The organism is Accumulibacter sp. (assembly GCF_032229525.1).
Taxonomy (GTDB): Bacteria; Pseudomonadota; Gammaproteobacteria; order Burkholderiales; family Rhodocyclaceae; genus Accumulibacter.
Window position 1 is genome coordinate 15,972 of sequence record NZ_JAVTWB010000012.1, and the last position, 13,194, is coordinate 29,165.

The following is a 13,194-nucleotide window of genomic DNA, read 5'->3' on the forward strand; positions in this document are numbered from 1 at the left end:
ACGGAACCACCGTGGCGATTATTGATGTCGATTCTTACTGGAAGCTGACACCAGAGGGGAATTCGACCCTCTCTGGCAACTATATCGGGCTGCCGCAAGCGCCGGAAATCGGGCTGCTCGCGCCTGAATCGGCCTGCAGAATGCGCGCAAACGAGGAGAGCTGCGTACAAGGCCGGCAGCGACGGCGCTGCCTGTTTAGTGCCGCCAGAAAGCCGGCGTCAGGAGGACCAGCAAGGTGAAGATCTCGAGGCGGCCAAGCAACATCGCCCAGGTGCACACCCAGGTCTGCGCATCGCTGAGGACGGCGTAGGTCGATGCCGGGCCGACCAGCCCGAGACCTGGGCCGGTGTTGTTGAGGCAGGCGACGACCGCCGAGAAGGCAGTGATGATATCAAGCTTCGTGGCGACCATCAGGAGCGTCATCACCACGATGCTGACCACGTAGATGAACATGAAAGCGAGGATCGCGTGCAGCACGTGGTCCGGGATGACCGTGCCGCCGAAGCGCACCGTCTGCATGCCGCGCGGATGCATGGCCCGCATCAGTTCGCGGAAGACCTGCTTGTAGAGCACCACGGCGCGCATCATCTTGATGCCGCCGCCGGCAGAACCCGAGCAGGCGACGAAGCTGCCGAGGAAAAGAATCCAGAGTTGTCCGAACAACGGCCACTGCACGTAGTCGGTGGTCGCAAAGCCGAGCGAAGTGGCCAGCGACACCGAGTGAAAGGCGACGAAGCGCAGGGTCGTCGGAAAATCCTCATAGACTTCTTCCGGCCACAGGTAGAGCGAAAGCGCGAGGATGCTCAGGGCGAGAACACCGAGAAAATAATGCGCCTCGACATCGACCAGATACGCTCGCAGCGAGCGATTCGAGAAAGCGAGGAAGTGCGTGCTGAAATTGATGCCCGCCAGCAGCGCGAAGAAGATGACCACCAACTCGACATCCAGACTGAGATAGTGGCCGACACTGGCGTCCTTGCTCGAAAAACCACCGAGGCCCATGACCGAGAAGGCGTGCATCAGCGCGTCCCATGGTTCCATGCCCACGTAGTAGAGGCTGACCGCGCAGGCAGCAGTGAGAATGACGTAGACCACCCACAGGCCCTTGGCGGTCTCGGTAATGCGTGGCGTGATCTTCGAGTCCTTCATCGGGCCCGGTGTTTCGGCCTTGAGCATGCTGCGCCCGCCGAAGCCGAGCAACGGCAGGATGGCGACGGCGAGAACGACGACGCCGAGGCCGCCAACCCAGTGCATGAAGGTGCGCCAGAAATTGATCGACAGCGGCAGATCATCGAGCCCGGTCAGCACCGTCGCGCCGGTCGCCGTCAGGCCCGAGACGGCCTCGAAGTAGGCGTCGGTCCACGACAGACCGTCGATGTGCAGATACAGCGGAAGGGCTCCGAAGGCGGGCAGCAGCGACCACACCAGGGCGACGAGCAGGAAGCTCTCGCGTACGCGCATCTCGCGTTGCTGCCGGCCTACCGACAGCGACAGCAGGGAACCGGTGAGCACGGTGATCAGCACCGCTTCATCGTACGCGCCGTGCGCGCCGTCGGCAGTCAGCCACGAGATGGCCAACGGAATCAGCATCAGGAAGCCAAAGCCAGCAATCAACACGCCGAGGACGAAGGCCGCGGGGGCAAAGCGGCCCAGCGCACGCGCAGCGCGCGACTCGTGGACTTCCGACGACGATCCAGACAGCTTCTCGATCTTGGCCACCAGCTTTCTTGACGTGCCCAAGAGCACGCGGGAAGCGGCCATGCAAGGGCAAATCCGAGCGGATCAGGGACAGCAGAAACGAGCTGCGCATCCAGGAGGCAGCGCCAATCCCGGCCGGCGTAGCGTGGCGGGCATTCTATACCGAAAGCTGCTGAAGAATGCTCCGGCGCAGGACGCGCGCACCGTCGACGGTCCTTGCCGGCTGGCCGCGCCGACCCCCGCCTCGGCAGCGCCTACAGCAGCACGCGCTCTATGCCGCCGTTATTGGCCCGGCTGACGTAGCGTGCCATCCAGTCTTCGCCGAGCAGGTGTTTGACCATCTCGACGACGACGTAGTCGGCCTGCGTGCCGGTGTCGTCGCTGTAGCGAGACAAGCCTTGCAGGCACGAGGGGCATGAGGTGAGCAACTTGATGTCGCCCGCAAACCCGTCGGCACGCAGTTTGCCAGCCCCCTTCTCGATCTCTTCCTGCTTGCGGAAACGTACTTGTGTCGATACGTCGGGACGCGTCACCGCCAGCGTTCCCGATTCGCCACAACAGCGTTCGGAGAGATCGACCTGCTGCGCCATCAGGCTGTTGACCACCTTGATGCCTGGTATCGTCCGCATCGGCACGTGACAGGGGTCGTGATAGAGGTAGCGGACGCCACCGACCCCGTCGAGCCTGACACCCTTTTCCAGCAGGTATTCGTGGATATCGAGCAGGCGGCACCCCGGGAAGATCTGTTCGAAGTGATATTTCTCAAGCTGATCCATGCAGGTACCACACGAGACGATGACGGTCTTGATGTCCAGATAGTTCAGCGTGTTGGCGACCCGGTGGAAGAGCACCCGGTTGTCCGTAGTGATCGCCTGCCCCTGGTCGGCCTCACCGGCAGCGGTCTGCGGATAACCACAGCACAGGTAACCCGGCGGCAGAACCGTTTGCGCGCCGATCTCGTAGAGCATCGCCTGGGTCGCCAGGGCGACCTGCGAAAACAGGCGCTCGGAGCCGCAACCGGGAAAATAGAAGACCGCATCACCATCGTAGTCTGGCGCGTTGACCTTCGCCGGGTCGCGGATCACGGGAACGATTCGGTCATCCTCGACGTCGAGCAGGGCACGGGCAGTGCGCTTTGGCAGCCCGCCAGGCATCGGCTTGTTGATGAAGTGAATGATCTGTGCTTTGAGCGTCGGTGGACCGAGCGTCGCCGGCGGCTGCCGCGTCTGTCCCTGAATCAGCCCAAAGGACTTGGCTGTCCGGTACGCCAGGCGCTGCGCCCGATAGCCCCAGTCGATCATCAGCTTGCGCACCAGCTTGATGGTCGCCGGGTCCTTGATCGTCAGAAAGGCCATCGCCGCTGCTTTCGCCGGCACGAAACGCTTCTTGCCCTGTTCGCGCAGCAGATTGCGCATCCTGATCGAAACGTCGCCGAAGTCGATATCAACCGGGCAGGGCGTGACACATTTGTGGCAGATCGTGCAGTGATCGGCGACGTCGTTGAACTCGTCGAAATGGCGCAGCGAGACACCGCGCCGGGTCTGCTCCTCGTAGAGGAAGGCCTCGATCAGCAGCGAGGTCGCCAGGATCTTGTTGCGCGGCGAGTACAGCAGGTTGGCGCGTGGCACGTGCGTCGAACAGACCGGCTTGCACTTGCCGCAACGCAGGCAGTCCTTGACCATCGTCGAGATGTGGCCGATCTCCGACTGTTCCATGATCAGCGACTCGGTGCCCAGCAGCGAAAACGACGGCGTGTAGGCCCGGGTCAGGTCAGCTCCGGGCAGCAACTTGCCTTTGTTGAAGTGGCCTTCGGGGTCGACCCTGGCCTTGTAGTCGCGGAACGGCCGGATTTCGTCCTCGCTCAGAAATTCCAGCTTGGTGATGCCGATGCCGTGCTCGCCGGAAACGACGCCGTCAAGTGCTCGGGCGAGCGCCATGATGCGCTCGACGACCGCGTACGCGGCCTGCAGCATTTCGTAATGATCGGAGTTGACCGGGATATTGGTATGCACATTGCCGTCGCCGGCATGCATGTGCAGGGCGACAAACAGGCGACTGCGCAGCGTTTCGCGGTGAATGGTCGCGAATCGCTCGACTACCGGCAGATGAACGACGCCGTCGAAGATGTCATCGAGCTGCGGCTTGAGCTCGCTCTTCCACGACACGCGCACCGAGTAATCCTGCAGACGGTGGAACAGCGTCAGGGTCGACGCCCGGTTGACCAATTCACCGGCACGGACACCGAAGGCGGCGAACTGCCCCTCGGCTTCGGCCAGCGGCAGATCGAGATTGTCGAGCAACCATTGCCAGCGGGTCCGCACTCTGGCGACGGCTTCCAGCGCCACCGGTCGCCGGTCACCGATCAGTAGCTCCTTGTCCAGGTCGGTGTCGCCGCGATGCAAGGGCAGGTCGCCCTCGAGGAACGCCGCAAGCGCGTCGCAGAGCGCCAGTTTGTTGCGGATCGATAGCTCGATATTGATGCGTTCGATACCGTCGCAGTACTCACCCATCCGTGGCAGCGGGATCACCACGTCCTCATTGAGCTTGAAGGCGTTGGTGTGGCGCGAAATGGCTGCGGTGCGCGAACGATCGAGCCAGAATTTCCTGCGCGTTTCAGCGTCGACGGCGATGAAACCTTCGGCTCCGCGCAGGTTGCACAGACGCACCACCGCCGACGCGGCGCTCATTACCGCCGTTTCGTCGTCGCCCACCAGGTCACCGATCAGCACCATTTTCGGTCGCCCGGCAGTCGCCGCCTTGCGCTTGGCCTTGGTGGCGTAACCGACCGCCCGCAGGTAGCGCTCGTCGAGGTGTTCGAGGCCGGCGAGCAGCACCCCGGCTTCCTGGCCACCGCCACCGGGCTGAAAAAGATCGGTGATCTCGACGATCGCCGGCACCGCCTCGCGCACCTGGCCGAAAAACTCGAGGCAGACGGTACGCGTATGCACGGGCATGCGGTGCAGAACCCAGCGGGCGGCGACGATCAGGCCATCGCATCCTTCCTTCTGGACGCCCGGCAGGCCAGCCAGAAACTTGTCGGTGACATCCTTGCCGAGCCCCGCCTTGCGAAATATCGCACCCGGGATCTCCAGGATTTCCGGCTCGCCGTAGAGCGTCTTGCCGTTTTTTCGGAAGCGCTTGATCTCGAAGCGGGCCAGTTCCTGTTCGTGAATCTTGCCGAAATTGTGTCCGACCCTGGTCACTTCCATCTCGTGTCCGGTCGCATCGACCAGCTTCCACCAGGCCAGATTGTCGACCGCCGTCCCCCACAGCACGGCCTTCTTGCCACCGGCGTTCATCGCGATGTTGCCGCCGATACAAGAAGCTTCCGCCGAGGTCGGGTCGACAGCAAAAACGCGCCCGGCGGCCGTTGCGGCTTCGGCAACGCGGGCGGTCACGACGCCGGCGCCGGTGCGGATCGTCGCGTAAGGGCGATCGCACCCCGGCAGCAGCGTTTCTTCGACGCCACCGAGATCGAGCAGCTTTTCGGTGTTGATCACCGCCGAGAGGGGAGTCAGCGGGATGCCACCGCCGGTGTAACCGGTGCCACCACCACGCGGAATGATGGTCAGCCCGAGCTGAATACACGCGCGCACCAAGGGCGCGATCTCTTCCTCCTTGTCCGGGTAGACCACCACCAACGGATATTCGATACGCCAGTCGGTCGCATCGGTGACGTGCGACACGCGCGCCAGACCGTCGAAGGCGATGTTGTCACGGCGAGTGTGCCTGGCCAGCACTTTCCGCACCCTGGCGCGCAGCACGGCTGTCTCATCGAAATGGCGCTCGAAAGCATCGATTGCGGCCGCTGCGGCGGCAATCAGCAGCCTGACTCTGTCGTTGCCTTGGCGACGCTTCTCGATTTCTCGTAGACGATGGCGGAGCGCTTCGACCAGGGCCACCCGTCGCTCGCGGTTGGCGAGCAGATCGTCCTCCAGATAGGGATTGCGCTGCACGACCCAGATGTCCCCCAGCACCTCGTAGAGCATCCGCGCCGAGCGACCGGTGACGCGTTCCGCCCGCAACTGATCGAGCAACAGCCAATTTGGCGCCCCGAGCAGGCGAATGACGATCTCACGGTCCGAAAACGACGTGTAGTTGTAGGGGATTTCGCGCAGACGTGCGTTCATCGCTAGCCTCTGCTGCCATAAAAGGGCGAATTCTAGCCTACCGCAGTGCAGCATCACAGCAACGTTTGCCGCGGGAAGCTACGCGGGCGATGCATAGTCACCGCAGGCGGGCATCGAGATTGCGCTGGTTCACCCCGAACTCCTCGGGTATCCTGCGGTGATTGGCGTTCAGAGCTTCCATGCCCGAGAATGCAGCTCGAACACGGACAGTGGCACTGCCCGGGGAACGAGGAATCCTCTCCTGGAACGGTCCCATGGTCGGTCTGGACTTGGCCATGACGAGGCAACAATCCCGGCAGCGACCGATCACCCCTGGCTGGCCACGAGAAGCGTGGAATCGAGGGTTCGCTCCCCCGATTGGCTGGCTCCGTCAACCGTGCCTGCGAATGCGAAAGATGACCTGATGCCCGAGACTCTGCTGACCGTACTGACAAGCATCGCGTGGCCAGCCGCGATCGCGCTCGCCTGGACAATCGGTGAGGTCGCCTACCGCGCGCTGTCGCTGCCGCGCATCAGCAGTTACGCAGTCGCCGGTTTCGTCATGGCCGCAAACCAGGGCGGATTTCTCGCCAACCCGTCGGGCGGGCCGGTCACTCTACTCGCGCACTTCGCCTTCGCGCTGATCCTTTTCGAGTTGGGCTACCGCATCAATCTGCGCTGGCTGCGCGTCAATCCATGGCTGGGAGCAACCAGCGTGCTTGAAGCCGTCAGTACGTTTGCTGCGGTGTTCGTGTTGGCCAAGGTGTTTGCCGTACCCCTGCTCGCGGCACTGTTGCTGTCGGCGCTGGCCATGTCCACTTCGCCGGCGGCCGTACTACGGGTGGCGAACGAGATCCGCAGCAGCGGTCAGGTAACCGACCGCCTGTTACACCTGACGGCTTTCAACTGCGTGCTTTCGGTTCTGACCTTCAAGGCAGTGGTCGCCTATTGGGTCGTGGCCAGCGCCGGCAGCGCCTTCGAAGCGGTCTGGAACAGCCTGATCGTGGTCGGCGCGTCGGTCGGCATCGGGGCGGTTTTCGGCCTTGCGGTGCCGGCGCTGCTGCGCCAGATCGGCGACGCTGATCGCAACGCGACCGTCGCTTTCGCCGTCGCCGCCTTGCTGCTGACGGCGCTGACCCTTGCCTTCAAGTTCTCACCACTGATGGCGGCACTGGCCTTCGGGCTGGTCGCCCGGCATCGACGGGTAATCCTGTCGCAAGCGCAGAGCAACTTCGGAACACTCGGCGATCTGCTGACGGTCCTGCTGTTTGTTTTCGTCGCTGCCTCACTCGACTGGCAGGCAGCACCGACCAGCATCGGACTGGCGCTGGCCATCGTTCTTGTACGCCTGGCCGTCAAGACGGCGGCGGCGACCGTCTTTGCCCAGCAGAGCGGAATCACCTGGCGCAAGGGAGCGCTGACCGGGCTGGCCATGACGCCCATGTCGGTGCTGGTGATCGTCCTCCTCGAACAGACCCATCACCTCAAGCTGTACGCACTGGATCAGGTTGCCGGCCTGGCGGCGATCGTCGTGCTGCTCGAAGTGGTCGGCCCGCTGGTGACCCAGCGCGCCTTGATCTGGGCCGGCGAAACCCATCAGGCGGGACACCGCTGAGCATGGCGCTCACCGCCTTCAACGCCAGCGAAGCCCTGACCATGGGCGTCGAGCTCGAGTTGCAGCTGGTCAATTGGACGGATTTCGACCTCTCGGGCTCGGCCAGCGACATCCTCCACCTGCTTGAGGGAAAGAAGTTCCCCGGCGAAGCGAAGCTCGAGATCACTGAAAGCATGATCGAGATCGCCACCAACGTGCATCGCCACCACGACGAGCTCCTCGGACAGTTGCGCAGCATCCGTGACGCGCTGGTGATCGCCAGCGACCGGCTCAACGTCGCCGTCTGCGGTGGCGGCACGCACCCCTTTCAGCGCTGGTCTGACCAGCGCATTTCTGACAAACCCCGGTTCATCCAGCTGTCGGGTTTGTACGGCTACCTCGCCAAGCAGTTCACGGTCTTCGGACAGCACATCCACATCGGCTGCGCCAGCGCCGACGAGACCCTCTACCTGCTGCATGCGATGAATCGCTACCTGCCACACTTCATCGCCTTGTCTGCTTCCTCGCCGTTCTTCCAGGGGGTCGATACGCGCTTCGACTCGGCACGCCTGAACTCGGTATTCGCCTTTCCGCTGAGCGGACGCGCCCCCTTGATTTTCGACTGGCACGAGTTCGAGCACGACTACTTCGCCAAAATGGAGAAGACCGGGGTCGTGAAGAGCATGAAGGACTTCTACTGGGATATCCGCCCCCAGCCGGAGTACGGCACCATCGAGCTGCGCGTCTGCGATACGCCGCTCACCGTCGAACGCGCCGCCGCACTGGCCGCCTACCTGCAGGCACTGTGCCGCATGCTGCTGCAACGCGCTGAAGCCGCTCCGGTCGAGGACGATTATCTGGTCTACAACTACAACCGTTTTCAGGCGTGCCGTTTCGGACTCGAGGGGGTGCTGGTCCACCCCAAGAGCAACCAGAGCGTCTTGCTGCGCGACGATATCGTGGCCACCCTGGAGCGGCTGGCACCGCATGCAACGGCTCTCGGCAGTGAGGCCGCGCTCGCCGAATTGCACCGTGAAGTGACTTCCGAAGGTAACCACGCCAGCTTCCTTCGCCGGCAGTTCACCGAAGCAGGTAGCGTTCAGGGCATGGTCGACGCGGCGGTAACCCTCTTCCGCAAGGGGCGAACGAAGTGATCGGCGACCGCTTCTACTGCTAGAATCCCCGGTTTCCCTGGAAGAGCGCTGTCTCCGCCGCCATGCTTACGGATTACCTTGAAAGAATTCTCAACGCGCGGGTCTACGATGTCGCGATTGAAACCCCGCTGGACTTCGCGCCAAGCCTGTCTGCGCGCACCGGCAACCGAATCCTGCTGAAACGTGAAGACCTGCAACCGGTCTTTTCCTTCAAGCTGCGCGGTGCCTACAACAAGATCGTTCATCTGTCGGCCGAGAAGCTCAAGCGCGGGGTGATCTGCGCCTCGGCCGGCAACCATGCGCAAGGCGTTGCCTTGGCGGCCGCCAAGGTCGGCTGCCGGGCGGTGATCGTAATGCCGACGACGACGCCGCAGATCAAGGTCCGGGCAGTTCAGGCGAGGGGTGGGGAAGTCGTGCTCGCCGGAGAGTCTTTCGATGACGCGTACGCGCATGCCCTGGAGCTGGAAAAGGCCGAAAAACTCAGCTTCGTGCACCCTTTCGACGATCCGGAAGTGATCGCCGGGCAAGGAACGATCGGCATGGAGATCCTGCGCCAGCACGCCGAGCCGATTCATGCGGTGTTCTGCTGCGTTGGCGGCGGCGGGCTGATTTCCGGCGTCGCCGCGTACATCAAGCGGGTCAGGCCGGAGATCAAGATCATTGGCGTTGAAGCCACCGACGCCGACGCCATGACGCGTTCGCTGAAAGCCGGCCAGCGCGTCAGGCTGGATCACGTCGGCCTGTTCGCCGATGGTGCGGCGGTCAAGTACGTCGGCGAAGAAACCTTCCGCCTCTGTCAGATGTACGTCGATGAAATGGTCCTGGTCAACACCGATGCCATCTGCGCTGCGATCAAGGATGTCTTCGAGGATACCCGTGCCGTACTCGAACCGGCGGGGGCGCTCGCACTTGCCGGCGCCAAGGAATACGCGAAATCCCACAAGCTCAAAGACAAGACGCTGGTGGTCACCGCATCCGGCGCCAACCTCAACTTCGACCGTCTGCGCTTTGTCGCCGAGCGGGCCGAGCTGGGCGAACAGCGCGAAGCCGTCTTTGCCGTCACCCTGCCGGAGAAACCCGGCGCCTACAAGCGATTCGTCTCGCTGATCGGTCCGCGCGGCATCACCGAGTTCAACTACCGTTACAACGACCTGCGCGACGCGCACGTCTTTGTCGGTGTCCAGGTCGCCTCCCGTGCCGAGTCAATCAAACTGCTGGATCATCTGCGCAAGCATGACTATCCGACGCTCGATCTGACCGACGACGAAATGGCCAAGGGCCATATCCGCCACCTCGTCGGTGGCCACTCGCCACGCATCGATAACGAGATCGTTTACCGTTTCGAGTTTCCCGAGCGTCCGGGTGCGCTGATGAAATTCCTCAACAGCATGAGTGCCGGCTGGAACATCAGCCTCTTCCATTACCGCAACCATGGCGCCGACTACGGCCGCGTGCTGGTCGGTATGCAGGTGCCGCCGGACGAGATGAGCGAGTTCGAGGACTTCCTCAAGAAAGTTGGTTACGCGTATTGCAACGAGACCCACAACCAGGCCTACAAACTTTTCCTGGGCTAGTTTCATCGCCCGTGATTCCCCTTGCCCAGCCGGGCGCCCCTGGTTCCGCGCCAGCTCGCAGCTGGCAGGGCGCTGACCGACCGCAGGCCGCCATTGGCAACACACCAGTCTATTCAAGACTACTTCGGAGGAGATCTTCAAGATGCCCATGAACATCGTCAACAGCGTCACCGATCTGATCGGCAATACGCCGATCGTCAGGCTTCACCGCATTGCGGCAGACATTGACGGCACCATCGCGGTCAAACTGGAATTCTGCAATCCGGCACACAGCGTCAAGGATCGTATCGCGCTGGCGATGATCGACGCGGCGCAGGCCGCCGGCCGGATCACCCCGGAAACGATCGTTCTCGAACCGACCTCGGGGAATACCGGCATCGGTCTGGCGATGGTTTGCGCAGCGCGCGGCATCAAGTGTTGCTTCGTGATGCCGGAAACCATGAGCCGCGAGCGCCGCCTGCTGCTCAAGGCGTACGGTGCCGAGCTGGTCCTCACCCCGGGGCCGGACGGCATGGGCGGCGCGATCCGCCGCAGCGAGGAAATGGCGGCCGCCGATTCCCGCTATTTCATCCCGCAACAGTTCGAGAACCCGGCCAATCCGGCCATCCACCGCGCGACCACCGCCGAGGAGATCTGGCACGATACCCATGGTCAGATCGACATCTTCGTCTCCGGGGTCGGTACCGGTGGCACCATCACCGGCGTCGGCGAAGTGCTCAAGGAGAGGAAGCCTGACGTACAGATCATCGCCGTTGAACCCGAGGCCTCGCCGGTGTTGTCCGGTGGACAGAAGGGACCCCACCCGATCCAGGGGATTGGCGCCGGCTTCGTTCCCAAGGTGCTGAACACCGGGATTTACGACGAAGTGATGCGCGTCAGCGCAGACAACGCCTTTGCTGTCGCACGCAGGATGGCCACCGAAGAAGGCCTGCTGGTGGGTATCTCATCCGGCGCGGCGGTCTGGGCGGCGATGGAAGTCGCGCGTCGGCCGCAGAATGCCGGCAAGCTGACGGTAGTGATCATCCCCTCGTTCGGCGAGCGCTACTTGTCCACGCCACTCTACGCACATCTCGAGGTCTGAGCCGGTTAGCGCCGTGGACGGTTTCGATTTCGAGCGCGTCATCGAGCGGCGCGGCGCGGATTCGGTCAAGTGGAACAAATATGCCGGCCGCGACGTCCTCCCGCTGTGGGTTGCCGACATGGACTTCGTCTCGCCGCCGGCGATCATCAGAGCGCTCGAAAAGCGCGTCGCAGAGAGCTGTTTCGGCTACGCCGAGGCGTGGCCATCGTTGTCCGAGGCGGTGGTCGGCCACCTGCAAAGTGAGTACGGCTGGCGGGTCGAGACGGACTGGCTGATCTGGTTGCCGGGACTGGTCACCGGACTCAACGTCGCCTGCCGGGCCGTTGACGGCGATGTGCTCACCGCGACGCCGATCTATCCCCCTTTCCTCTCGGCACCGCGCCTGTCTGGCCGGCAGCTGTCAACGGCTGCGCTGCGTCTGCATGCCGGCCGCTGGGTCTGGGATTTGGCGGCGCTGGCCGGCGCCGTGAAGCCGAACAGCCGCCTGCTCCTGCTTTGCCACCCGCACAACCCGGTCGGGCGAGCCTGGGACGCAAGCGAACTCGAAGAAATTGCCGCCTTCTGCAAACGGCATGAGTTGATCGTCTGCTCGGATGAGATCCACTGCGGCTTGCAACTCGACGAGCACCGCCAGCACCAGCCCCTGGCGATGATCGATGCGGACCTTGCCGGGCGCAGCATCACCCTGATGGCACCGTCGAAAACCTACAATATTCCTGGGCTCGGCTGTGCTTTTGCGGTGATTCCCGATGCCGGACTTCGCCGTCGATTTACCGCCGCGATGCGCGGCATCGTCCCGCACGCCAACGTCCTTGGTCTGGTGGCGATGGAAGCCGCCTATCGCGACTGCGAAGACTGGCGACAAGCGCTGCTCAAGGTTCTGCGCGGCAATCGGGATCGGGTCGAAGCGGCGCTTGCTGCCGTCCCTGGCCTGGCCGTGAGTCACGTCGAAGCGACCTATCTGGCGTGGATCGACGCGCGCGATCTGGGTGTCGCCGATCCGGCAGCTTTCTTTGAGGCTGCCGGCGTCGGCCTTTCCAGCGGTGTCGACTTTGGTTTTCCCGGCTGGCTACGGCTCAACTTCGGCTGTCCACGCGCGACCCTCGACAGAGCACTGGAACGCATGCTGACGGCCTGCTCCGCTTTGCCCCACCGGAGGCCATGAGTTCTGTGTACGTTGCGTTCATACAGTAGCGCGGCTAGCATGCAGGACTTCGAGTGCCGACACGGCCAGGCACGACCAAATGGCGTTTCTTCCTCCTTTGCGTAGGCTGTGGTCTGGCCGATGGGTGATCCTCATTGGCGTCGCCATCGTCGCCTTGTCGCTTACCGCCTGGGTCAGCCGGTCGATATCGGGCGCTGCAGACGAGCGTCTTGAACAGCGCTTCCGCCAGGCAGCGACCAACCGCGCTGATCTCATCAGCCGGCAAATCGTGGAGCAACTGGACAATCTGACGACGCTGCAACGCCTGTTCAGCAGTGTCGATACTGTCGACTGGCCAACTTTCCAAAAGTTCACCGGGCCGATGGTCAGCGATCACGGCATCCGCGGTTTTGGCTGGATGCCGGTGGTCGAGGCGGCTGATCGTGCCGACTTCGAACGCAGCGCCCGGCAACTGTGGGGCGATCGCTTTGCGATCAGCGAACGTAATGCCGAAGGCGCGGTGGTGGCAACGGAGGACCGCCAACGCTATTTTCCGGTCCTTTATGCGGTGCCACTCGAACCGAACCAGTCAGCCATCGGCGTCAACCTGCATGCGGCAAGCAGCCGCGGCCCGCTGATCGATCAGGCGATCGACAGCGGCCTGCAGGTGGCCAGCGCACTCGGCCCGCTGCTGATCGACAATCGGCACACCAACACGGTGGTCATCGTCGCGCCGGTCTATCGTAGCGGCGGGGTCCCGGTAGTCCGTGAACAGCGGCGCGCGGCCATTCTCGGCGTTGTGCTGGCAGTTCTCAGCATGGACCAGCTGTTCGACGCGGC

Annotated in this window: 7 protein-coding genes and 1 pseudogene; 6 read left to right on the forward strand and 2 right to left on the reverse strand. The window is 63.2% G+C overall.

Going from position 1 to position 13,194, the window contains the following annotated elements; all coding sequences use genetic code 11:
- Window positions 1-195: 195 nt before the first annotated feature.
- Together RUW20_RS00845 and RUW20_RS00850 are read right to left on the reverse strand one after the other, a co-directional pair.
- Window positions 196-1,653: a TrkH family potassium uptake protein gene (locus tag RUW20_RS00845; RefSeq protein ID WP_409559277.1), complete on the reverse strand. Its 1,458-nt coding sequence runs from the start codon at window positions 1,651-1,653 to the stop codon at window positions 196-198.
- Between the two features lie 299 nt (window positions 1,654-1,952).
- Window positions 1,953-5,828: a DUF3683 domain-containing protein gene (locus tag RUW20_RS00850; RefSeq protein WP_313950296.1), complete on the reverse strand. Its 3,876-nt coding sequence runs from the start codon at window positions 5,826-5,828 to the stop codon at window positions 1,953-1,955.
- 403 nt (window positions 5,829-6,231) lie between these two features.
- On the opposite strand from RUW20_RS00850, the gene RUW20_RS00855 reads away from it, so the two are divergent.
- The 6 genes and pseudogenes from RUW20_RS00855 to RUW20_RS00880 form a co-directional block, all read left to right on the forward strand.
- Window positions 6,232-7,422, forward strand: a complete 1,191-nt coding sequence (locus RUW20_RS00855; RefSeq protein WP_313950297.1) for a cation:proton antiporter — start codon at window positions 6,232-6,234, stop codon at window positions 7,420-7,422.
- A 2-nt stretch (window positions 7,423-7,424) separates the two neighbouring features.
- The gene (locus RUW20_RS00860; protein WP_313950298.1) at window positions 7,425-8,555 is read left to right on the forward strand and encodes a YbdK family carboxylate-amine ligase; all 1,131 of its coding nucleotides are present in this window, start codon (window positions 7,425-7,427) and stop codon (window positions 8,553-8,555) included.
- Between the two features lie 59 nt (window positions 8,556-8,614).
- A pseudogene (ilvA, locus tag RUW20_RS00865) lies at window positions 8,615-10,129 on the forward strand (threonine ammonia-lyase, biosynthetic); the annotation flags it as partial.
- A 148-nt stretch (window positions 10,130-10,277) separates the two neighbouring features.
- Window positions 10,278-11,210, forward strand: a complete 933-nt coding sequence (cysK, locus tag RUW20_RS00870) for a cysteine synthase A (protein ID WP_313950373.1) — start codon at window positions 10,278-10,280, stop codon at window positions 11,208-11,210.
- A gap of 13 nt (window positions 11,211-11,223) precedes the next feature.
- A complete protein-coding gene (locus RUW20_RS00875) occupies window positions 11,224-12,375 on the forward strand; it encodes a PatB family C-S lyase (RefSeq protein ID WP_313950299.1) in 1,152 nt (383 codons plus the stop codon).
- A gap of 79 nt (window positions 12,376-12,454) precedes the next feature.
- Window positions 12,455-13,194 (forward strand): CHASE domain-containing protein (locus RUW20_RS00880; protein ID WP_313950300.1); only part of this gene is annotated, 740 nt, incomplete at its 3' end.